The organism is Sphingomonas sp. BK345, assembly GCF_014193845.1.
Taxonomy (GTDB): Bacteria; Pseudomonadota; Alphaproteobacteria; order Sphingomonadales; family Sphingomonadaceae; genus Sphingomonas.
This window is the reverse complement of the sequence record NZ_JACHZX010000001.1, coordinates 257,373-277,082: the sequence shown is the minus strand read 5'-3', so window position 1 is coordinate 277,082 and position 19,710 is coordinate 257,373. Positions and strand designations below refer to the sequence as shown.

Below are 19,710 nucleotides of genomic sequence, written 5' to 3'. Positions count from 1 at the left end.
CGTGCGCGACGCTCCCGCCTCTCCCCCACGCGCGGTGCATTCACTGGCGGCGCCCTACCTGCTGTTCCTCGGCGACGCGACCGAGCCGGGCTTTGCCAAGACCGCGCTCGGGCTGCGCGACTGGGCGGCGGACAAATGCCTCGCCGAGCATGCGCTGCCCGCCGCGACCGTCTCCACCGGTTTGCCGCGGATGACCCCCGCGGCCGCCGCGGTGGCGGGGGCGCGCTCGATGGTGATCGGCGTCGCCAACCAGGGCGGCGTGATCCCGGCGGCGTGGATGCCCGAGCTGCTCGCCGCGGTGGAGGCGGGGCTCGACCTGGTCGCCGGGCTCCACACCCGGCTCGGCGACCTCCCCGCGCTGCGCGAGGCGGCGGCGCGCGCGGGCACGCGGCTGGTCGACGTGCGCGAGCCGCCCGCCGCGCTGCCGATCGCGACCGGCGCCAAGCGCGCCGGGCGACGGCTGCTGACGGTCGGCACCGACTGCGCGCTCGGCAAGAAATATACCGCGCTGGCGATCGCGCGCGGGCTCCAGGCGCGCGGGCAGGACGCGACCTTCCGTGCCAGCGGGCAGACCGGCATCATGATCGCGGGCGAGGGGATCGCGATCGACGCGGTCGTTGCCGACTTCGCCGCCGGCGCCGCCGAGCTGCTCAGCCCCGAGGCGCCGCCGACCCATCTCGACGTGATCGAGGGGCAGGGCTCGCTGTTCCACCCCTCCTACGCCGCGGTGTCGCTGGCGCTGCTCCACGGCAGTCAGCCCGATCTCTTCGTCGTCTGCCACCAGCCGACGCGCGCGCAGATCCTCGGCACGCCGGGCTACCATGTGCCGTCGATCGAGGCGGTGATCGAGCAGACGGTCGCGGTCGGGCGGCTGACCAACCCCGCGATCCGCTGTGCCGGCGTCAGCCTCAATACCGCGGGCATGACCGAGGCCGAGGCGGCGGCGGAGATCGCGCACACGGCCGAGCGGCTCGGCCTACCGACGGCCGACCCGATCCGCGGCGGCGACGCCTTCGAGCGGCTGCTCGACGCGTGCGCGGCCTGAGCCCCGCCGCGGCCGACCGCTTCCGGCGGTTCGTGCTGCCCGGGCTCGCGTTCAAGGCGGTGGTGATCGGGGGCGGCTATGCCACCGGGCGCGAGCTCGCCGAGTTCTTCCTGCCTGCGGGCGCCTGGGGCGGGGTGCTGGCGATGGCGCTGGCGACGCTGATCTGGGGTGTCGTCGCCGCCGCTACCTTCCGGCTCGCGCACGCGGTCGGCGCGCGCGACTATCGCACCTTTTTCCAGGCGCTGCTGGGGCGCTATTGGGTCTTGTTCGAGGGCGCCTACGCGCTGTTCGTCGTGGTCGTGCTCGCGGTGTTCGGCGCCGCGGCGGGGGAGATCGGCGCGGCGACGCTGGGGCTGCCTGCGCTGGCGGGGACGCTGGCGCTGCTCGCGGGCATCACCGCCTGCGTCGCCTGGGGCAACGCGGGCGTCGAACGCGTCTTCCTCTGGGTCTCGGTGCTGCTCTACGCCACCTACGCGTTGTTCCTGCTGCTCGCGCTGACGGGCGTGGGCGGGCGGATCGCTGACGCCTTCGCCGCGGCGGGGCCGCCCGCACCGGGCTGGGCGCTCGGCGGGCTGACCTATGCGGGCTACAATATCGTCGGCGCGGTGATCGTGCTGCCGGTGACGCGCCACTTCCGCTCGGGCCGCGACGCGGTGATCGCGGGTGCGCTGGCGGCGCCACTCGCGATGCTGCCCGCGCTGCTGTTCTTCGTCACCATGGCGGCCTTCCTCCCTGAGATCACGGGGGCGGTGCTGCCGTCCGACTATATCCTGACGCGGCTCGGCCACCCGCTGTTTCACCTCGGCTTCCAGCTGATGATCTTCGCCGCGCTGCTGGAGAGCGGCACCGGCGCCGTTCATGCGGTGAACGAGCGCGTCGCGCGTGCGCGTGGCCGCGCGGCGCTGTCGCCGCCGGCGCGCGCGCTGCTCGCACTGGCGCTGCTCGCGCCGTGCATGCTGCTCGCCGAGCGTGTCGGCTTGGTCGGACTGATCGCGGGCGGCTACCGGTTGCTCGCCGCGCTGCTGATCCTGATCTACGTCGTGCCGCTGCTGCTGCTCACCATCGTGGGGCGCGGCGGATCGGCCCAGCCGGAGCCGACCGCATGAGATACGCCGCACCCGTGCTGCTCGCCGCGCTGGTCGCCGCGCCCGCGTCCGCCGCGCCGCCGAAAGGCTTCGACGCGCGCGTCGAACAGGTGATGCGCGGCTCGGGCACGCCGGGCATGGCGGTGGCGATCGTCGAGGACGGCACGGTCACGCTCGCCAGGGGCTATGGCGTGCGGCGGCAGGGTGCGCCCGAGCGGGTCGACGCGAACACCACCTTCCTGATTGGCTCCACCGCCAAGGCGATGACCGTCGCCGCGATCGCGACCCTGGTCGATGCGGGCAAGCTCGGCTGGGACGACCGGGTGGTCGACCATCTCCCCAGCTTCCAGATGTACGATGCCTGGGTCACGCGCGAGATGACGGTGCGCGACCTGCTGGTGCACCGCAGCGGGCTCGGTCTCGGTGCGGGCGACCTGCTGTACGTGCCGCGCGGCAGCTATTCGCGCGCCGAGATCGTGCGGCGGCTGCGCTATATCGCGCCCGCGACCAGCTTCCGCAGCGGCTATGCCTATGACAACGTCCTCTACACCGTCGCCGGGCAGCTGATCGAAGCGGTGAGCGGGCAGACGTGGGAGGATTATGTCCGCGCGCACGTGCTCGCCCCCGCCGGCATGGCGGGCGCGACCGGGGAGCTGGCGACCTTCTGGGCGCTGCCCAACCGCGCGCTGCCGCACGCGCGCTTCGGCGGCACGGTGCGCGGCACCGGCACGATGCGCGGGCTCGACGAGCACGACCAGCTGCCCCAGGCTGCCGCCCCCGCCGGGCTGATCGCGGCGAGCGCCACCGACATGGCGCGCTGGCTCCAGGTGCAGCTAGGCGGCGGGGCCGCGGCGGATGGCACGCGCGTCTTCTCCGCCGCGGCGGGGCGCGAGATGTGGGCGCCGGTGACGCCGATCCCGATTACCCCGCTGCCCGAGCCGGTCGCGGGGACCACGCCGACCTTCGACGGCTATGCGCTCGGCTGGGAGGTGCGCGACTATCGCGGCGAGCGGATCGTGTGGCACGCCGGCGGGCTGTTCGGCATGACCTCGGTGGTGGTGATGATCCCCGCGCGCCACGTCGGCTTCGCGATCGAGCTCAACAGCGAGGAAGCCGCGCCGCGGCATGGTCTGATGTGGGAGCTGATCGACCATTATCTCGGGGCGAAGCGGCAGGACTGGCCGGCGCGCTTCACGCAGTATCGCGCGCAGCGGATCGCCGCGGCCGAGGCGGCGGTGCGCGCCGAGGCGGCCACGCCCGCCAAGGTGGGACCGTCGCTGCCGCTGGCGCGCTACGTGGGCCGCTACGCCGACCGCTGGTACGGCGCGATCGAGATCGGCGGCGATGCCGCCGGGCTCTCGGTGCGCTTCGTGCCGACGCCGCGCATGGCGGGGCGACTCGAACATTATCAGTATGATACCTTCGTCGCGCGCTTCGACGATCCCGCGATCGAGCCGGCCTATCTGACCTTCGCGCTCGACGCAGCAGGCAAGGTGGCGCGCGTCACGGCCCGGCCGGTGTCGCCGATCGCCGACTTCAGCTTCGACTATGCCGACCTGCTGTTCGAGCCCGAGCCGGCGAGGTGAGAGGATGACGATGAAGACGCTTATACTGGCGCTCCTCCCCGCGCTGCTCGTCGCCGCGACGCCGGCCGCGCGCCCGCCCGTCGCGCCGCCCGCGGCCCCCGGCACCGAGACGCCGCCGGCGCCTGCCACGCCCGCGAGCGCGCCCCAGCTCACCGAAGCCGACGTCGGCGCCTGGCTCGACGGCTATATGCCCGCCGCGCTCCAGGCCGGGAAGATCGCGGGCGCGCAGGTGGCGGTCGTCAAGGACGGCGCGATCCTGTTCGAGAAGGGCTATGGCTACGCCGACGTCGCCGCCAAGACGCCGATGGACCCGCGCCGCTCGCTGATGCGGATCGGCTCGACCTCCAAGCTGCTGACCTGGACCGCGGTGATGCAGCTGGTCGAGGCGGGCAAGATCGACCTCAACGCCGACGTCAACCGCTACCTCGACTTCCGTATCACCCCGCCGGGGCGCGCGGTGACGATCAACGACCTGATGCAGCACCGCGGCGGCTTCGAGGAGGGGCTCAAGGACCTGCTCGCCAGCGACCCGAAACTGCTCAAGACCACCGAGCGCTATCTCAAGGAGAATACGCGCCCCTTCCTGTTCAAGCCGGGTGAGGCGCCGGCCTATTCCAACTATGGCGTGGCGCTCGCCGGCTATATCGTCCAGCGCGTCTCGGGCGAGCCGTTCGAGGCCTATGTCGCGCGCCACATCACCGGCCCGCTCGGCATGGCGCACACTACCTTCGTCCAGCCTTTGCCGCCCGCGCTCGCGCCGCTCGCGGCGAAAGGGTATGACACCAGCGACGGCCCGCCGCACGCCTATGAGCTGGTCGGCACCGCGCCGGCGGGCAGCGTTGCCGCGACCGCGGACGACATGGCGCGCTTCATGCTCGCGCACCTCGGCGGGGGCAGCTACGGCGGCGCGCGCATCCTGCGCCCCGAAACGGTCGCGTTCATGCATCGTCCGCCGACACCGCCCACCCCCGGCTTCGACACGATGGCGCACGGCTTCTTCTGGATGCAGCGCAACGGCACGACCGTGATCGGCCACGGCGGGGACACGATCGTCTTCCATACCGACCTCGCGCTGCTGCCCGAGAAGAATGTCGGCTTGTTCATGAGCTTCAGCAGCCGCGGCGAGCGCGACGCGGTGTACGGCGTGCGCGAGCGGCTGTTCGACCTGTTCATGGACCGCTACTTCCCCGCACGCCCCGCGCCGCTGCCGCTCGCGATCGCGAGCGCCGCGGCGGACGCGCGCGCGCTGGCGGGGCACTACGAGAGCTCGCGGCGAGTCGAGACCGGCTTCATCAGCCTGTTCTACCTGCTCCAGCAGGACGTGGTCAGCGCCAACGACGACGGCACGATCAGCGTCTCCTCGATCGAGGGAAAGCGGTTCCGCGAGATCGCGCCGGGGCTGTGGCGCGCGGTCGACGGCACGCGGCTGCTGCGCGTGACCGAGCTGCGCGGGCGGCGCACGCTCGTCGACAGCCAGAACCCGGTGGGCGTGCTCCAGGCGGTGCCGGCGGCGCGGAACTCGACGATGTTCCAAACGGTCGCGGGCCTGTCGCTGCTGGTGCTGCTGCTCACGGTGGTCGCCTGGCCGGCGGGCTGGTGGATCCGGCGCCGCTACGCCGCGCCGCGGGTGGCGACCGGGTGCGCTGCGCGCGCGCGGCTGCTGGTGCGCGTCGCCGCCGTGGCCGACCTCGCCTATGTCGCGGGCTGGTACACCGTCGTCGCGCCGATCCTGAGCCAGCAGGTCGACGCCTACAATGCCACCCTCGACGGCACGATCCGGCTGCTCCAGGTGGCCGCCTTGATCCCGATCGCGGCGGCGCTGATCGGACTGTGGAACCTGGTGGAGGCGTTCCGCGGCACGTTCGGCTGGGGCGTGCGGCTGCGCGCCGTGCTGGTCGCGGTGGCGTTCCTCGGGCTGCTGTGGGTCGCCACGATGGCGCACCTGATCGGCTGGAGCCTCAACTACTGAGCGTGGCACTCTCCACCAGCACCAGCGCGCGCATCTTGGCGAGGAGCACCTCGGCGACGCCGTCCTCCAGCCCGCTCACCGCGACGCCGATGCGATACGTGTCGCCGTCGCGCTCGACCGACGCCGCGTCGAACGCGATCGAGCGGAGCGCGAGCAGGTTGAGCACGCGCAGCGGCAGGTCGGGCGAAGCCTCGCCGGCGACGAGGAAGCGGACGGTCATGCGGGAATGCCTCGGTCGGATCGTTGGCGCACAGCATGGCAGCGGCGCGCCGGAAAAGGTCTCCTCATCCGCGCCGTTGCCGTTACGCTGGGGCATGTTCATCCCGCCACCGTCCGGATCGCGGCACAAATGACCCAACTTGATGATTATGAGCGGCGCATCTTGCGCGAGTTGCAGCGCGACGGGCAGCAGACCGTCGCCGAGCTCGCCGCCAAGGTCGGCCTGTCCGCCTCGCCGTGCTGGCGCCGCATTGACCGGCTGGAACGCGAAGGCGTGATCCGCGGCCGGGTCGCGCTGGTGGACCGTCGCAAGGTCGGGCTCAGCGCGCATATCTTCGCGCAGGTGCGGCTCAACGCGCACGGCCGCGCCAACCTCGACGAGTTCGCCGCGGCGATCCGCGGCTTCCCCGAGGTGCTCGACGCTTACGTGCTGATGGGCACGACCGACTTCATGCTGCGTATCGTCGCGCGCGACATCGACGCCTACGAGCGCTTCTTCTTCGACAAGCTGAGTCGGCTGCCGGGCGTGCAGGAGATCACCTCCACCGTCGCTTTGTCCGAGATCAAGTCCACGTCCGAGCTGCCAATCTGACCCGCTTGCCCCGAGGAGCCGCCATGAAGCGCCTGATTACGCTCGCTGCCTTGTTGCTCGCGCCGCTGCCGCTGGCGGGAGCGGCGTCGCCGCCGCGCTACGACGTCGTGATCCGCGGCGGGACGATCTACGATGGCTCGGGCGGCGCCCCCTTCGTCGGCGATGTTGCCGTCGCGGGGGACCGGATCGCGCTCGTCGCGGCGCACGTCGCGGCGCGCGGCGCAACGGAGCTGGACGCGCGCGGCAAGGCGGTGTCACCCGGCTTTGTCAACATGCTCGCGCACCCCGAGGAGAGCCTGCTCGTCGACGGCCGCGCGCTGTCCGATCTGGCGCAGGGCGTCACGCTGGAGGTGATGGGCGAGTTCTCGATGGGACCGCTCAGCGCGACGATGCAGCGCGACATGATCAAGGAACAGGGCGACGTCCGCTACCCCGTGACCTGGACGACGCTCGGCGGCTATCTCGACGTGCTGTCGCGGCGCGCGATCGCGCCCAACGTCGCGTCGTTCGTCGGCGCGGGCACGGTGCGCGAGGCGGTGCTGGGGGCCGACGACGTCCAGCCGACCGCGGCGCAGCTCGAGCGGATGCGCGGGCTGGTGCGCGCGGCGATGGAGCAGGGCGCGCTCGGGCTGACCGACATGCTGATCTACACGCCCGCCACCTTCGCCCAGACGCCCGAGCTGATCGCGCTGGCAAAGGTGTCGGCGGCGTGCGGCGGCATCTACACCGTGCATATGCGCAGCGAGGGTGATCGGCTGGAGGAAGGCGTCGCGGAGACGATCGCGATCGCCGAGGCCTCGGGCGCGCCCGCCGAGATCTACCATTTTAAACAGGCCGGGCGCGACAATTGGGGCAAGATCGACCGCGTCATCGCCGCGATCGAGGTGGCGCGCGCCCGCGGCGTGCGCGTCTCCGCCAACATGTACACCTATACCGCCGGCGCGACCGGGCTCGACGCCGCGATGCCGCCCTGGGTGCAGGCGGGCGGCCTCGACGCGTGGATCGCGCGGCTGAAGGATCCGGGGACGCGGGCGAAGGTCGCCGCCGCGATGCGCGACCCGCACCCGAGGGACTGGGAGAATCTGCTCGCCGGCGCGGGGGCGGAGGGCACGCTGCTGCTCGGTTTCAAGAACCCGAAGCTGAAGCCGCTCGCGGGGAAGACGCTGGCCGCGGTGGCGCGCGAGCGTGGCCGCTCGCCCGAGGAGACCGCGATGGATCTCGTGGTGGAGGACGGCTCGCGCGTCGGCATCGCCTATTTCCTGATGAGCGAGGACAATGTCCGCGAGGCGATCCGCCAGCCGTGGATGAGCTTCGGCTCGGACGAGGCCGCGCCAGCGCCCGAGGGCGTGTTCCTGCGCACCAAGGATCATCCGCGTGCCTACGGCAATTTCGCACGGCTGCTCGGCCATTACGTCCGTGACACGCATGACCTGACGCTGGCCGAGGCGGTGCGGCGGCTGACCAGCCTGCCCGCCGACCATCTCGCGATCGCCGACCGTGGCCGGCTGCGTGCCGGGCAGTTCGCCGACGTCGTGGTGTTCGACCCCGCGACGATCGCCGATCACGCTACCTATGAGCAGCCGGCGCGATTGGCGACGGGTGTCAGCACCGTCCTGGTCAACGGTCGGTTCGCGCTGCGCGATGGTCGACCGACCGGCGCCCACACCGGGCGCGTGGTGCGAGGCCGCGCCTATCGGGGCGGGGCAGGCGGGGGATGCCGTGCCGCGGCAGCGGACTGGCGGTGGTATTGAGTCCGCGTCGGCGCGGGGTGTTCACGAAGCGAGCATTCCATGCCGTTCGGTGCCGGCCCGACGGGGATCATCGACGTTCTTGGCGACGCATGGGCATCGCGTCGATCGTCTCCTCGAGGACCGCCGCGGGGATCGGATGTGTCTGGCGAAGCTTGGTGCCACCGTCCTTGCCGATCAGGAGGGCCGAGAAGCCGTTTGCCGGAAGGCGAAAGCGCTTTCGCAAGGTTGACGCTGACTCACTTGCGCCTGTCACCTGGTCGCCCGCGATCTCGACCACGGCCAGATCGCGCTCCGCCGCCGCGTCTCTCCACTGCGAGATGATCCGTCGCTGCTGCTGAAGCGATGCATCCTGCCCGCCGGGCGCGGCGACGAGCAGCACGCGCTTCTCCCACCTCATCGCCGCGATGCTGGAGGGGGCCGCTGCTGCCAGCGACAAGGCGATGAGCAGGTTGGTCGCCATCATGTGACCGCAACGCGTTGCCGCGCAGGACGTTTCGCCGACCCGGCCATGACCGCGCCCGTCGCGTTCTACGCGTCGCGGCGCAAGACTAGGACTTCTTCGCCTTGCCGCCCTTCTTGCCCAACTCCGCCTGCGCGGCGGACGATTTGCGCGGGTTCTTCTCGCCGTCCTTCGCCGCCTTGGCGTTGGCCTTCTGCGCCGTGGCGCTGCCCTTGCCCTGACTCTCCGTCATGATCGCGCTCCGCTAAGACCGACCTCAAACGGGACTGATGAGGGTTCGTTGCGCCCGACCGCGGTGGCTTCACCCGGCACGCGCTCGCTTCGCCAGCATGACACGCCGCCGCCTGACCAGCTCTGCCAGCTCGCCCTCGACGAAACTGCACGGGCGGCATGGGCGATTGGGCAGCGATATGCGGATGTTGCGGGGATTGAGGCGGGTCTCCACGATGCGATCGACGACGCGGTCGAGCCGCCCCTCGTCGACGATGACCCTGAAGCCGTCGCTGCCCATGACCGACGCCACCGCATGCTCGTCCCAGATCGTGCTCAACGAACCCTCTCTCATGCCCGATACGTTCCCATTCCGCGCTCGCGGCCCCAGACGACCGCGCCGCTGCGGCGGGTGGCGCCGGTCTTCTCGTAGATCCGGGCGACATGATTGCGCACCGTGTTGCGCGTGATCGCCAGCCGCTCGGCGATGGCGGCGTCATCCAGATCGTCGCAGATCAGGTCGAGCACCTGGCGCTCGCGCGCGGTCAGGTCGGCGGGCGCCAGCTGCGCGGTCGGTCGGCGCAGCGTGGCGAGCTTGTCGAGGATCGAGCGGCTGAGCCAGCGCGTGTCCTTGAGCACCTCGTCGATCGCGCCGGCGAGCTCCGCCTCGCTGCGGCGGCGCTCGGTGACGTCCTGATACACCCAGATCACGCGCGTCGTGCCGCCGCCGTTGATCCGCTCCGCCGCGACGCTGCACCGCAGCTCGCTGCCGTCGCGGGCGACAAAGCCGGCGTCCCCGGCATGCACAGCACCGTGCTCTCCGACTTCGCGCTCCATCGCCGCGCGCGCCTCGTCGTCCTGCCACCAGCCGAGCGCAGCGACCGGCACGCCGGCCTCGGGCTCGACCGCGATGCCCGACAGCGCGTGAAAGGCGGCGTTGCTGCGAAGCACGCGGTGCGCCTCGTCGGCGATCACCATCGCGACCGGTGCCATGTCGAAGACCGCCTCGAGGTTCCGCTCGCTCATCGCCAACGATCGCTCGGCCTCGCGGCGCGGCTGCAGGTCGGCGAAGGTGAGCAGCAACACGTCCTCGTCGGTCACGTCGATCGGCTGGCCCGCGAAGATAACGAGGCGGCGGCTGCCGTCGGCGCAGAGCAGCTCCGCTTCGGTCTGCGGGATCACCTGGCCCGCGTCGATCATGCCGCGCACCTCGGCGCGGCTCGGCAGGCCGCCGAGCAGTCCGAGACCGAACAGCGAGCGGTCGACCAGTTGCTCGCGGGTAAAGCCGGTCAGCGCGAGGAAGCCGGGGTTGACGTTGGCGACCCTCAGGTCGCGCTGTCGCACGATCAGCGCCGGCGCGGGATTGGCGCTGAACATGGCGCGGAAGCGCGCCTCGGCATCGAAGCGCTTGGACACGTCGCACAGCACGATCGCGAGATAGTCGGGTTCCCCGCCATCAACGTCCATGACGACGTCGCGCACCTGATGGACCCAGCGCGCCTCGTCGCATCCCGCCGGCGCGACCTCGACGATCAGGTCGGGCATCGACTCGCCCGCCAGCACGCGAAAGAGCGGGTATTCGCGATGTTTGAGCTGCCGATGCTCGGTGTCCCACATGATGAAACGCCGCGCATAATCCTCGGCGGTGGCGCCGAGCTCTCCCAGCTCGGTCACCCCGTGCATCGCCAGCGCGGCGGCGTTCGCGGTGAGCAGCGTCCCGCTGGGGTCCAGCAGGATCACGCCATCGAGCAGCTGAGCGATCAGCTGCTCGAGGTGGCGGAGCGTCGGCGAGGCGGAGAGAGGAGCGGCGCTCGGCATCCGCCATCAACCGTGCCACCCCCGTACCGTTCCCAGCGCAACACCAGCCGCACTAGTGCACCCGCACTAGGGTGCCGGCCGGCAGGCGCGACGCTTGCTGAACTTGTCGTCGGCGCCTCCCGTTGATGCGGCACCAACCCACTAACGGAGTGATCGTCATGGGCCTCATCATACTTCTCGTCGTCGGCGGCGTGATCGGCTGGCTGGCCAGCGTGATCATGCGGACCGACGGACAGCAGGGCATCTTCCTCAACGTCGTGGTCGGCATCGTCGGCGCGGTGCTCGCCGGCTTCATCGTCACCCCGCTGATCGGCGGCGCGCCGATCACCAGCGGCGTGCTCAGCATCCAGTCGGTGCTGGTCTCGCTGCTCGGTGCGATCGTGCTGCTCGGCATCGTCAACCTCTTTCGCCGCGGCTCGGTGCGCTGAGGCGGGCGGCGGGGACGATGCCGCGCATCGCCTCGGCCATCTTCGACACGCAGGCGGACGCGCATCACGCCGTGTCCGACCTGCGTGGCGTCGGCGTTGGCGACCGCGATCTGTCCGTGATGATGCGGCGTGTGGTGGCGGAAAACACCGGTCGCTCGGGCGCAAGCGCCGCTGAGGACAGCGCCGGGGTGCTGCGCGCGATCCTCGGAGGTTGCGCCCTCGGCGCGGGTGTCGGTGTGGCGACGCTCGCGATCCCCGGTGTCGGCCCCCTGGTGGCGGCCGGCGCGGTCGCCGCCTCGGCGGTACCGGGCGCGATGGCGTTCGGCGCCGCGACGGGCGCGCTGGCGACGACGCTCGCGGAGCTGCTGGCGCCGCATGGCGTCGCCGCAGAGGAGGCCGCCTACTACGATCGTTTCCTGGCGCGCGGCGGCGTGCTGCTCTGGGTCGGTAATGGCGCGACGGTCCAAGTCGAGGCGATCGTCGACATCCTGTACCGCAACGGAGGCCACGACGTTCGGCGGCCCGGCAACGCGCTGCTGGAGTGATCATTCGGTGCCCTGGCGCGAGCGCGATGCGGTGAGCAGCCGCGCGCGACGAACCCAGCAAGGAACATCGTGACGATGAAGGAATGCCAGATCGAGGGCACGATGGCGTTCGCGCAACGCTCGGCGGTAGAGGCCGCGCTGCGCGACAATCGCTGCAATCTCTCGCACGCCGCGCGTCAGCTGCGCGTCGGGCGGACCACTTTGTACCGGCTGATCAAGCGCTTCGAGATAGAGGTAGAGATCATGCCGCGCACACAGCTCCCGCGGCTCCGCGCCGCGACTCAGGCTCCGACGAGCGTGCGTCTGGTAGACGGCGTCTGGTATCTCGTCCGCGCGGACAGCGAGCGCGCCTAGCGCCACGGCCACTCTATCAGCAACATCGTGACCTCGCCGCGCCGCTCCATCGGCGCGAGATGCCGGCGCCGAGTGCGCCGGGTCGCGCGAGATCGATCACCTGAGGCCCCGAGCTGGCCGTCGGAAACCACTGCCGGCGGCAGGAGGAGCGTGATTGGATCGGCGGTATCGATCGCCCCTCCCACGCGGACCGACGGAGGGCAGGCGTCAGCCGACCAGCGGGAAGGCCAGCGCCAGCATGCCGACGATCGTCATCAGCGTGCAGACCGCGGCGGCGGGGACCAGCGTGAAGCGTTGGTGGTCGGCCAGTTCCACCCCCGCGAGGCTCACCAGCAGATAGGTCGAGGGCACCAGCGGGCTGAGCAGGTGAACCGGCTGGCCCATCAGCGAGGCGCGCGCGATCGCCATCGGCGCGACGCCGTAATGCGCGCCGGCCTCGGCGAGGATCGGCAGCATGCCGAAGTAGAACGCGTCGTTCGAGATGAAGAAGGTGAAGGGCAGGCTGAGCGCCGCGGTGATCGGCGCCATATAGGGCCCCAGCCCGGGCGGGATCACGCCGACCACCTCCTTGCTCATCGCCTCGACCATCCGGGTGCCCGAGAGGATACCGGTGAAGATGCCGGCGGCGAAGATCAGTGACACGACCGACAGCACGTTGCCCGCGTGCGCGGCGATGCGCTCCTTCTGCTCGGCCACCTGCGGGTAGTTGACGATCATCGCCGCCGCGAAGGCCAGCATCATCAGCACCGACAGCGGCAGCACGCCCGAGACGAGCCCGGCGAGCAGCGTCACCGTCAGCGCGGCGTTGAACCAGCGCAGCCGTGGCCGGCGCGCCTCCGGGAACTGCGACACCGCCATGCCGGTGAAGCTGGTCGGCGCCTCGGCGTGGAGCTGCCCGATGCGGCGGCGCTCCTTGCGGCCGAAATAGATCGCCAGCGCGACCAGCCCGGCCAGCCCCGCGATCATCCCCGGGATCAGCGGCACGAACAGCGTCGCGGGGTCGAGTTTGAGCGCGCTCGCCGCGCGCGCGGTCGGACCGCCCCAGGGCGTCAGGTTCATGATGCCGCTGGTCGTCATCAGCAGGCAGCACAGGTACAGCCGGTTCATGTCGTAGCGCTTGTACAGCGGCAGCAGCGCGGCGATCGTGATGATGTAGGTGGTCGAGCCGTCGCCATCGAGGCTCACCATCGCGCACAGGGCGACCGTGCCGACCAGGATCTTGAGCGGATCGCCGTGCACCAGCCGCAGCAGCCGGTTGACCAAGGGATCGAACAGGCCGGTGTCGGTCATGGTCGAGAAGAACAGGATCGCGAACAGCAGCATCACGCCGGTGGGGGCGAGATTCTTGATGCCGTCGATCATCATCTCCCCCAGTCCCGCGGCGAACCCGGCGAGCAGCGCGAAGGTGGTGGGAACGACGATCAGCGCGACCAGCGGGGTCATTCGTTTGGTCATGATCAGCGTCATGAACGTGGCCACCATCAGGAAGCCGAGCAGGGCGAGGTTCATCGCGGGAAATCCTGTGTGCGGAGGCGAACAGAAGGTGACGCTGGCGAGCACGCTGACGGTCTCGCGGTCGTCGGCGCGGGTGACCGCGCCGGCGCGGGTGTCGGTGTCCGGTGGATCGGGTTGACCTGGATGGGGCAAATCTGTTGAGGGACCAATTGGCGCCCGGCGTCGCGGCCCGGCCGCGGCCACCGGTCGCCAGATCTTTATAGTCGAACTTCTCGTAGCGCGCGGTCAGCTCGGGCGCGGCGACTCCGCTCCCCGCCGCGCTGCCGCCGCTCGCCGACACGTTCGACCCAACGCCCGCGCCGCCTGAGGCGGGCACCGCGGGCATGCGCCGCTTCACCGTCGACGCCGAGCGGCAGGCGCGCACGTGGCGATCGCGAGCTACCGCGAGGTGGACGGCGTCTCGTCGTCGGTCCACGGCCCCGACCTGACGGAGGACATCGCCGATCGGGGGAAGCGATCCGGCACCCGTGGCAGCCGGGGCTCAAACCCCGGCGCGCAGGTCATGCCTCGGGCTGCTCGCCGAACGAGAGCGCCTCGGCCGAGCCGACCTTGGCTTCACCCGCGAAGAGCTGGTCGAGTCGCTCGCGCACCTCGCGGCGATACTCCTGCTGGCCGCGGCGGCGCGGCCCCGCGACCGAGACCTCGTCGGCGATCGCGTCCTTGATCCGGGTGAGCGCGGCTTCCGGCAGCACGCCCGCGGCGCGCAGCTCGACGCAGAGCTGTACCAGCCCGACCGCTGTGGCCTGCGCGCGCAGGCCGACATTGACCACGTCGAAATGCAGCCGCTTCTGCTTGTCTATCGATGACATTCGATCTCTCCTCTCCGGGAGGTCGAACGCGCGAGCGGCCGCCTCCGCTGCGTGCGTCCGGCGCGAAGGCGAGGGCGGAGGAGCCTGGCCCCTTTCCCGCGCTGCCGCGTTGGCGGCACGAAGGAGAACGGCGTGTGTCGAGCAAGGTCCTGATCACCGGCGCGAGCGTCGCCGCAGATGAAGCGCCAGCCAGCCCGCGGTCACCGCGATGACGGGCCGGCTGCTCGGCGACCTTGACACGTCCGCGCCCGACCGCTCGCTCTCTCCGGCGTCGCGCGCCAAGGACATGCCGCGGGCGTCGGAACTGACCGACGCCGCGGCGAGCACGGGGGGCTGGTCGCCCGTCGCCGCGCTGGGGCTCGTCGGGCTGGTGCTCGGGGCGAGCGCGCTGGTGGGTCGCCGCAACGCGCCCGATCGCACGCACCCGACGATCCGGCGCTGGTATCAGCGGCTCGACAAGCCCGACATCACGCCGCCGGACGCGGTGTTCGGCGCAGTCTGGCCGGCGCTTGAGGTCGGGCTCGCAATCGGCGGTTATCGGCTGCTTCGCCGGCCCTCGAGCGCGCGTCGTGACGTTGCGGTCGCGCTATGGCTGGGCAACAGCGCGATGATCGGCGGCTGGAGCGAGCTGTTCTTCCGCCGCAAGCGGCTCGGCGCCAGCGCCGCCGCGTCGGGCGCGATGCTGGCCTCGGGCGCGGCGCTCGTGGCCACCGCGGCGCGGGTCGACCGGACGGCCGCGGTCACCGCGATGCCCTATGTCGGCTGGCTCGGCTTCGCCACGCTGCTGGCCGAGCGGATCCGCCGCGATAACCCGGCGCGTGGCCGATGAGCCGGGTCACCGTCTGGCACGACGGCGCGTGCCCTTTGTGTCAGCGCGAGATCGCCCTGATGCGTCGGCTCGACCGGCGTGGGCGGATCGACTTCATCGACGCCACGGTGGAGACCTGCCCGCTCGACCGTGCCGCGATGCTCGCGCGCTTCCACGCACGCGAGGAGGGCGGCCCGATCGTCGCGGGCGCGGCGGCGTTCGCAGCGATGTGGTGCGCGATCCCGCTGCTGCGCCCGCTCGGTGTGGCGGCGCGAAGCCCGGCAGTGCTGGCGCTGCTGGAGCGGGTCTACCTCCGCTTCCTGCGGGGTCGCCCGCGGCTGCAGCGCTGGGCCGGGCGGGGCGCCGCATGAGGCCGGTGCGCGAACCGGCGGAGCTTGGGCAGGAGAGCGTATGGGACTATCCGCGGCCCGCAGTGGCGGAGCAGAGCGGTCGTCACGTCCGCATCCTTCACCGCGGCGTGACGGTGGCCGACACGCGCGCCGCAATCCGCACGCTGGAGACCAGCCATCCGCCGAGCTGGTACCTGCCGCCCGACGACGTCGCGCGCGAGCTGTTGCGGCCGTCGGCGCGGCGCTCTTTCTGCGAGTGGAAGGGCGAGGCCGTCTACTGGCATCTCGCGGTCGGCGACATGCTGCTGCGCGACGTCGCGTGGAGCTACCCCGACCCGGCGCGCGGCTTCGCGTCGCTGCGCGATCACCTCGCCTTCTACGCTGCGCCGCCGGACCGGTGCACCGTTGACGGCGAGATCGTGCTGCCGCAGCCGGGCGGCTTCTACGGCGGCTGGATCACCCCCGACGTGGTGGGCCCGTTCAAGGGCGTGCCCGGCAGCATGGGCTGGTAGCGGGCGCCGGGCCCTGCTGCCGGGCCCTGCCGCCGGGCGCGCGATCAGGAGCCGCCGGCGGCGCGCTGCTGTGCGGCCCGCTCGGTGAGCGTCTTCAGCGTCTCGTCGAAGCGCCCCTCGCGCTCGGCCTGGCGGAGGAACTGCACCTCGTCGACTAGGATCTCGCGCGGCGTCGGCTGCTGCGCGAACTGCGCGGCGACCGCGTCGGCGAACGCCTCCAGCGGCATATAGCCCGGGCGGTTGGCCTGGCCCGGCGTCAGGTCGGTCTGCACGCCCGGCGGCGCCAGCTCGATCACCTCGACCTTGCCCGCCAGCTGCGTGCGCAGCGACACCGTATAGGAATGGATCGCTGCCTTGGTCGCCGAATAGGTCGGCGCCGCCACCAGCGGGACGAACGCAAGGCCCGAGGTGACGGTGACGATCGCGGCGTCGGCTTGCGCGCTGAGGTGATCGACCAAGGCGTTGGTCAGGCGGATCGGGCCGAGCAGGTTGATCGCCACCGTCGCCTCGGCGTCGGCGAGGTCGCGGCGCCCGGTCAGGTCCTCGAACTTCATGATCCCGGCGTTGTTGAACAGCACGTTGAGCGCGGGGAAGTCGGCGACGATCTGGCGCGCGAAGGCGTCGACCGCGGCGGGATCCTCGACGTCAAGCGTGACGGTGTGGATCCGCTCGCGACCGGCCGCGGCCTGCTCCAGCGCCTCGCGCCGGCGTCCGGCGATGATGACGGTGTCGCCGCGGTCGTGAAAACGATGCGCGAGCGCCTCGCCGATGCCGCTGCCGCCGCCCGTCATCAGGATCGTGTTGCCGCTGGTCTTCATGGTCGCTTCGCTCCGGATCGCAGGGTATTGATCCGCCGCTCAATGATCGGCGCGGCGGATCGTTCACCGCCGGCTTCCGCGCTCACCGCGCGGCCGGCTGATCGCGCCAGAGCCAGCGCAGCGCCTCGGGCAGCAGCGCGCCGCCGTCCGCGTCCGAATGACCGCCCGCGGTCCATTGGTAGCGCACGTCGTAGCGCGGACCGGGCCGGTGCTGCTCCTCGGCATGAGCGTTGGCCCAGGCCAGCGCCTTGACCATCTGCTGGTTGGCGAGGAACCAGTTGCCGTGCTCGTTGTCGAGATCGGCGCTGCCGTCCTGGAAGAAGACGCGGATCGGGCGGATCGCCGACTTGCGGATCAGCCCGGGATAGAGGTCGCCGCCGAGCGCCACCGGCGCGCCGTCGCTGCCGAGCCGCAGGCCGATCGAGGTGTAGCTGCCGATGAAGCTGAGGACGTTGCCGAACGCTTCCGGGTGTCGCCACGCCACCGTCCAGGAGGCGATCGCGCCGCTCGACGTGCCGCCGATCGCGCGGCGGCGCGGATCATCGGCGAACCGCCAGCGCCGCGCCACCGCCGGCAGCAGCTCGTCCAGCGTCATGCGCGCGTAATCGTCCGAGAGCGAGTCGTACTCCTCGACGCGGTGGTCGGGGTTCTGCATGCCGAGGTCGGTCGGGTAGGTGGCGGCGCGATGTCCCGGCGTGACGAAGACGCCGAGCGTCGGCGGCAGCGTGCCGTCGCGGATCAAGGCGTCGAGCACTGCCGGCACCCTGAGCGAACCGGTCGGGTTGGTCGCGCGCTGCCCGTCCTGGAACAGCAGCAGGTTGGGGGGCTTCGTCCGGTCATAATGCGGGGGGACATAGACCCAATATCGTCGCACCGTGCCCGGGTAGACGCGCGAGTGAAGCTCGAACGGGCCTTCCAGCCGAAACGCCGTTGCCGCGGATCGGGCGTCGGCGGCGGGTGTGGCGCCCGCGCTCCCGACGCTCGCGAGTGCCAGTGTCGCCGTGAACAGGATCGTGCGCATCTCTCTCCCTCTTCGGCGCTAGCCTAGCAGCGCGGGCGACGGAAGAAAGCGATCCGCCGGATCAGAGTACGATCTCGCACCGCTCCGTCACGCTGCGCAGCCCGGCATCGAGTACCTCCATGACCGCCAGCGCCTCGTTCGGCGGCACGGGGTTCGGCCCTTCGCCGCGGATCGCCGCCGCCAGCGCCGACCAGAACAGGCGATAGTCGCCGCGCCGATTGGGCACGCGAGTCGCCGCGGCGCCCGGCTCGCCGGGCGTAAGCAAGCCGTCGAGCGGATCATGGCCCCACTCGGCGCCGCCCGGCCGTTGTCCGGCGAGCGTCGCTGCCTCTTGCGGGTCAAGTCCGTGCTTGACCCAGCTGCCGCGCGTGCCGTGGACCGCGAGGCGCAGGCCGTGGTCGGCGGCGAGCTTGCTCGAGTGCAGCGTCACGCGCTTGTCGGGGTAGCGCAGCGTCGCGTGAAAATAGTCCGGCGCAGGTGCGCCGCGGCGCAACGTGGCGATATCGGCGGTGACCGCGCTCGGGCGGCCGAACAGCAGCAGCGCCTGATCGACCAGATGAGGCCCGAGGTCGAGCCATGAGCCGCCCGCGCGCGCCTCCTTCCAGGTCGCCGCGGGCGCCGGTCGCCAGCGGTCGAAGCGGCTCTCATAGCTCACCACGTCGCCCAGCGTGCCGTCCTCGATCAGCCCGCGCAGCGTGAGGAAGTCGGCATCCCAGCGTCGGTTGTGGAAGACGGTGAGCAGCCGCCCCGCGCGCTCGGCCGCCGCGATCAGCCCGCGCGCCTCGGTCAGCGAGGTGGCGAACGGCTTGTCGACCAGCACGTGCTTGCCGGCCGCCAGCGCGGCCTCGGCATGCGCGACGTGGAGATGGTCCGGGCTGGAGACCACGACCAGCGTGACCGACTCGTCGTCGAGCAGCCCCGCCACGTCGGGCAGCACTGGCGCGGCGGACCAGTCGGCGTGGACCTTGGCGGGATCGCGCGAGACGATGCCGCGCAATTCCAGCCCCGGCGTGGTCGCGATATAGGGGGCGTGGAAGGCGCGGCCGCCGAGGCCGTAGCCGATCAGTCCGACCCCGATCCTGTCCGTCATGTGCGTCGCTCCCCCGCGGCGAGCGTAGGCTTCTGTTGCGGCGACGATCAAGCCGGCCGAACCCGCAGCAGCGCGACGCCGAAGCCGATGAAGATCGTGCCGGTGAGCCGGTCAAACGAGCGGCGGATTGCCGGACGGTTGAGGTATCGCGCCAGCGATCGCCCGCCGAGCGCATAGGCCGCGTACCAGCCTGCCTCGACCATCGCGAAGCTGAGCACCAGCAGGAGGAACTGCGGCGGCTTGGCGCGCGCCGGATCGATGAATTGCGGCAGGAAGGCCGCGGCGAACAGGATGAGCTTGGGGTTGCTGATGCCGATCGCGAAGCCGCCGCGAAACAACGCCGCACGCGATGCCCGCGCCACCAACTCGCCCGCCCCGACATCGAGCGGCGCTGCCTCGGCGCGCCACGCCCTGATCCCGAGATAGACGAGATAAGCGGCGCCGGCATAGCGCAGCACCGCGAAGGCGCCGGGCACCGCGAGCAGCAGCGTGGAGAGCCCCGCGGCCGAGGCCGCGAGCACCGACACGACCGCGGCAAGTCAGCCCGCCATCGCCGCGACGCTGCGCCGCAATCCCAGCTGCACCGAGCGGGACATGACGTGGAGCATGTTGGGCCCCGGCGTTCCCGAGAGCAGGAACACCGACCCGACGAACAGCCACCAGGTGTGAAGCGCCATCCCTCGCCGTCCTCCGTCGCGCGACCGGCGCCGCTCCTAGTGCGCGGT

Annotated in this window: 22 protein-coding genes and 1 pseudogene; 12 read left to right on the top strand and 11 right to left on the bottom strand. The window is 71.4% G+C overall.

Going from position 1 to position 19,710, the window contains the following annotated elements; all coding sequences use genetic code 11:
• Position 1: 1 nt before the first annotated feature.
• The 4 genes from FHY03_RS01280 to FHY03_RS01265 are packed head-to-tail and all read left to right on the top strand — an operon-like array spanning position 2 to position 5,685.
• Positions 2-1,045, top strand: coding sequence for a DUF1611 domain-containing protein (locus FHY03_RS01280; protein WP_311721276.1), 1,044 nt, complete (start codon positions 2-4; stop codon positions 1,043-1,045).
• Positions 1,033-2,151 carry a hypothetical protein gene (locus FHY03_RS01275; RefSeq protein ID WP_311721275.1) on the top strand — a complete coding sequence of 373 codons (1,119 nt, stop codon included), beginning with the start codon at positions 1,033-1,035 and terminating at the stop codon, positions 2,149-2,151. Before FHY03_RS01280 ends, FHY03_RS01275 begins: the two co-directional genes overlap by 13 nt.
• Complete coding sequence (locus FHY03_RS01270; protein WP_183928237.1) at positions 2,148-3,716, top strand: serine hydrolase; 1,569 nt, start codon at positions 2,148-2,150, stop codon at positions 3,714-3,716. Before FHY03_RS01275 ends, FHY03_RS01270 begins: the two co-directional genes overlap by 4 nt.
• Before the next feature lie 10 nt (positions 3,717-3,726).
• Positions 3,727-5,685, top strand: coding sequence for a serine hydrolase (locus FHY03_RS01265; protein WP_183928235.1), 1,959 nt, complete (start codon positions 3,727-3,729; stop codon positions 5,683-5,685).
• Here the strand turns inward: FHY03_RS01265 and FHY03_RS01260 are convergent.
• The gene (locus FHY03_RS01260; protein ID WP_183928233.1) at positions 5,675-5,905 is read right to left on the bottom strand and encodes a hypothetical protein; all 231 of its coding nucleotides are present in this window, start codon (positions 5,903-5,905) and stop codon (positions 5,675-5,677) included. The two genes, FHY03_RS01265 and FHY03_RS01260, sit on opposite strands and share 11 nt — an antisense overlap.
• A gap of 129 nt (positions 5,906-6,034) precedes the next feature.
• Between FHY03_RS01260 and FHY03_RS01255 the strand changes: the two genes are divergently transcribed.
• Together FHY03_RS01255 and FHY03_RS01250 are read left to right on the top strand one after the other, a co-directional pair.
• Complete coding sequence (locus tag FHY03_RS01255; RefSeq protein ID WP_183921249.1) at positions 6,035-6,496, top strand: Lrp/AsnC family transcriptional regulator; 462 nt, start codon at positions 6,035-6,037, stop codon at positions 6,494-6,496.
• 23 nt (positions 6,497-6,519) lie between these two features.
• Entirely contained in the window at positions 6,520-8,247 is a 1,728-nt protein-coding gene (locus tag FHY03_RS01250) for an amidohydrolase family protein (protein ID WP_183928231.1), read from the top strand.
• A gap of 67 nt (positions 8,248-8,314) precedes the next feature.
• Here FHY03_RS01250 and FHY03_RS01245 read toward each other — a convergent pair whose 3' ends face one another.
• The 4 genes from FHY03_RS01245 to FHY03_RS01230 form a co-directional block, all read right to left on the bottom strand.
• Entirely contained in the window at positions 8,315-8,707 is a 393-nt protein-coding gene (locus FHY03_RS01245) for a DUF4174 domain-containing protein (RefSeq protein ID WP_260158597.1), read from the bottom strand.
• Positions 8,708-8,795: 88 nt separating this feature from the next.
• On the bottom strand, positions 8,796-8,939 hold the full coding sequence (locus FHY03_RS01240) for a hypothetical protein (protein WP_183921246.1): 144 nt from the start codon (positions 8,937-8,939) through the stop codon (positions 8,796-8,798).
• 69 nt (positions 8,940-9,008) lie between these two features.
• A complete protein-coding gene (locus tag FHY03_RS01235) occupies positions 9,009-9,257 on the bottom strand; it encodes a hypothetical protein (protein ID WP_183928229.1) in 249 nt (82 codons plus the stop codon).
• A gap of 11 nt (positions 9,258-9,268) precedes the next feature.
• Positions 9,269-10,735, bottom strand: a complete 1,467-nt coding sequence (locus tag FHY03_RS01230) for a PAS domain S-box protein (protein ID WP_183921244.1) — start codon at positions 10,733-10,735, stop codon at positions 9,269-9,271.
• A 158-nt stretch (positions 10,736-10,893) separates the two neighbouring features.
• Here FHY03_RS01230 and FHY03_RS01225 point away from each other — a divergent pair, with 158 nt between their 5' ends.
• The 3 genes from FHY03_RS01225 to FHY03_RS01215 all read left to right on the top strand — a co-directional run bounded on the left by FHY03_RS01225 (position 10,894) and on the right by FHY03_RS01215 (position 12,062).
• Positions 10,894-11,163, top strand: coding sequence for a GlsB/YeaQ/YmgE family stress response membrane protein (locus tag FHY03_RS01225; RefSeq protein WP_183921243.1), 270 nt, complete (start codon positions 10,894-10,896; stop codon positions 11,161-11,163).
• A 17-nt stretch (positions 11,164-11,180) separates the two neighbouring features.
• Positions 11,181-11,708, top strand: coding sequence for a hypothetical protein (locus FHY03_RS01220; protein WP_183928227.1), 528 nt, complete (start codon positions 11,181-11,183; stop codon positions 11,706-11,708).
• 75 nt (positions 11,709-11,783) lie between these two features.
• Positions 11,784-12,062, top strand: coding sequence for a helix-turn-helix domain-containing protein (locus tag FHY03_RS01215; RefSeq protein WP_260158672.1), 279 nt, complete (start codon positions 11,784-11,786; stop codon positions 12,060-12,062).
• A gap of 207 nt (positions 12,063-12,269) precedes the next feature.
• Here FHY03_RS01215 and FHY03_RS01210 read toward each other — a convergent pair whose 3' ends face one another.
• Together FHY03_RS01210 and FHY03_RS01205 are read right to left on the bottom strand one after the other, a co-directional pair.
• Entirely contained in the window at positions 12,270-13,571 is a 1,302-nt protein-coding gene (locus FHY03_RS01210; RefSeq protein WP_183928223.1) for a CitMHS family transporter, read from the bottom strand.
• A gap of 506 nt (positions 13,572-14,077) precedes the next feature.
• The gene (locus tag FHY03_RS01205) at positions 14,078-14,386 is read right to left on the bottom strand and encodes a hypothetical protein (protein WP_183921239.1); all 309 of its coding nucleotides are present in this window, start codon (positions 14,384-14,386) and stop codon (positions 14,078-14,080) included.
• A 208-nt stretch (positions 14,387-14,594) separates the two neighbouring features.
• On the opposite strand from FHY03_RS01205, the gene FHY03_RS01200 reads away from it, so the two are divergent.
• From FHY03_RS01200 to FHY03_RS01190, 3 genes are read left to right on the top strand one after another with little or no spacing between them, the layout of a single operon-like run.
• On the top strand, positions 14,595-15,215 hold the full coding sequence (locus tag FHY03_RS01200) for a TspO/MBR family protein (protein ID WP_260158596.1): 621 nt from the start codon (positions 14,595-14,597) through the stop codon (positions 15,213-15,215).
• A complete protein-coding gene (locus FHY03_RS01195) occupies positions 15,212-15,565 on the top strand; it encodes a thiol-disulfide oxidoreductase DCC family protein (protein WP_183928222.1) in 354 nt (117 codons plus the stop codon). The genes FHY03_RS01200 and FHY03_RS01195 overlap by 4 nt, the downstream gene beginning before the upstream one ends.
• A complete protein-coding gene (locus FHY03_RS01190; RefSeq protein WP_183928220.1) occupies positions 15,562-16,056 on the top strand; it encodes a DUF427 domain-containing protein in 495 nt (164 codons plus the stop codon). The genes FHY03_RS01195 and FHY03_RS01190 overlap by 4 nt, the downstream gene beginning before the upstream one ends.
• Before the next feature lie 44 nt (positions 16,057-16,100).
• Here FHY03_RS01190 and FHY03_RS01185 read toward each other — a convergent pair whose 3' ends face one another.
• The 4 genes and pseudogenes from FHY03_RS01185 to FHY03_RS01170 all read right to left on the bottom strand — a co-directional run bounded on the left by FHY03_RS01185 (position 16,101) and on the right by FHY03_RS01170 (position 19,662).
• The gene (locus tag FHY03_RS01185) at positions 16,101-16,874 is read right to left on the bottom strand and encodes an SDR family oxidoreductase (protein ID WP_183928218.1); all 774 of its coding nucleotides are present in this window, start codon (positions 16,872-16,874) and stop codon (positions 16,101-16,103) included.
• Positions 16,875-16,956: 82 nt separating this feature from the next.
• Positions 16,957-17,895: an esterase family protein gene (locus tag FHY03_RS01180; RefSeq protein ID WP_183928216.1), complete on the bottom strand. Its 939-nt coding sequence runs from the start codon at positions 17,893-17,895 to the stop codon at positions 16,957-16,959.
• Positions 17,896-17,956: 61 nt separating this feature from the next.
• Positions 17,957-18,985: an oxidoreductase gene (locus FHY03_RS01175; RefSeq protein WP_183928214.1), complete on the bottom strand. Its 1,029-nt coding sequence runs from the start codon at positions 18,983-18,985 to the stop codon at positions 17,957-17,959.
• 47 nt (positions 18,986-19,032) lie between these two features.
• Positions 19,033-19,662: pseudogene (locus FHY03_RS01170) on the bottom strand (LysE family translocator).
• Positions 19,663-19,710 lie beyond the last annotated feature (48 nt).